Origin of the sequence: Muriicola sp., from assembly GCF_049669965.1 — a bacterium.
Lineage (GTDB): Bacteria > Bacteroidota > Bacteroidia > Flavobacteriales > Flavobacteriaceae > Muriicola.
Map to the genome: position 1 here is coordinate 1 of NZ_JBATLB010000213.1, position 1,622 is coordinate 1,622.

The following is a 1,622-nucleotide window of genomic DNA, read 5'->3' on the forward strand; positions in this document are numbered from 1 at the left end:
CTGGTACATGGAGTGTATCTACCAAGCTAGAAAAAGCGATCTCATTTCTCGATGGATTAAAAACTGTTGCAGGCAATAATGTCAAAATTTTACATGCTAGAGGCAGTAATTTGGACTATAACCTGGAGTTTGAAAGAAGAACTACAATGTTTGGCAGAGAAATTCCAAGAGATGGCAGAACAGACAAACAATTACTTGAAGAAGCTTTAAAAATTGCCTATAAATCTGATGTTATTTTGGCAGCTATAGGTGAATCCTCAGAAATGAGTGGAGAAAGCAGTAGCCGAACGAATATTAACATCCCTCAAGTACAAAAAGATCTTTTAAATGAATTGCTTAACACAGGTAAACCTGTAGTTCTGGTACTTTTCAACGGAAGACCAGTGACTATAAAACAAGAAAGTGAACAAGTTCCTGCTATTCTTGATGTTTGGTTTCCGGGTAGTGAGGCAGGTTTAGCCATTTCTGATGTGTTATTTGGAGATGTAAATCCATCAGGGAAGCTAACAGCCACGTTTCCACAAAACGTTGGTCAAATTCCAATCTTTTATAATTATAAAAATACTGGCAGACCTCTGGACAACAAGGAAGGGAAATTTAGAAAATTTCTAACCAATTATTTAGATGAAAGAAATGAGCCATTATACCCATTTGGATTTGGATTAAGTTATACCACTTTTGAATATGGTGATTTGCAGTTGAGTTCACAAGAAATGAATCGGGATGGATCAATTGAAGTCTCAGTTGAAGTTAACAACTCTGGAAACTATGATGGAAAAGAGGTTGTTCAATTGTATATTCGCGACCTTGTAGGTTCAGTTACAAGACCTGTAAGAGAATTAAAAGGCTTTCATAAAATAATGATTAAAAAAGGTGAAACGGAAACTGTTAGTTTTACAATAACGGCTGATGATTTAAAGTTTTATAACTACGATCTGGATTATGTGACGGAACCTGGAGAGTTTGAAATTGCTATATCAGGCAGTTCAGATTTTACATTTAAAGATAAATTTGCTCTTATTGATTAATAGCAACTTGATACCACATATAACACATAAGGCAAAAATTAATATTCTTATTCTGTTTTGTGTGGTTTTTTCTTCAGCAATATTTTCCCAACACATATTTATTAATTCTGGTTGGCAATTCTCTGAAGATAAAATCAATTGGGAAACCATCAACATTCCACATACCTGGAATGATAAAAACGCCTTTGATGACGAGAATGGATTAACTGTAAACCTGAAACCTTTTTAAGGCAAGCCTGTTATTAGTGGATTATTATTAGAAAAAATAGATTAACAATGAAGTTCTGCTCAAACCACAAGAATAATTACGAAGAAAAATGAAAAAGCAACTACTATTCGTCTTAATCATAGTTGTTTTTCTTTCCTGTAAATCAGAAAAAAAAGAAGAGATTACAACAATTAAAAGACCAAATATCATTTTCATAATGGCCGATGATCATGCTGCGCAAGCTATTAGTGCCTTCGGTCATCCAATTAGTAAATTGGCTCCAACACCTAATATTGACAGAATTGCAAATGAAGGAGTGATTTTCTATAATAATTTCTGTACCAACTCCATTTGCGGGCCAAGTAGAGCTGTTATTTTAACTGGAA

General features: G+C 34.0%; 2 protein-coding genes. Both read left to right on the forward strand.

Annotated elements, in window-relative coordinates; all coding sequences use genetic code 11:
• On the forward strand, nucleotides 1-1,028 hold a 1,028-nt coding region (locus WBM49_RS11145; RefSeq protein WP_424372127.1), incomplete at its 5' end, for a glycoside hydrolase family 3 C-terminal domain-containing protein.
• A 317-nt stretch (nucleotides 1,029-1,345) separates the two neighbouring features.
• Nucleotides 1,346-1,622 (forward strand): sulfatase-like hydrolase/transferase (locus tag WBM49_RS11150; protein ID WP_424372128.1); only part of this gene is annotated, 277 nt, incomplete at its 3' end.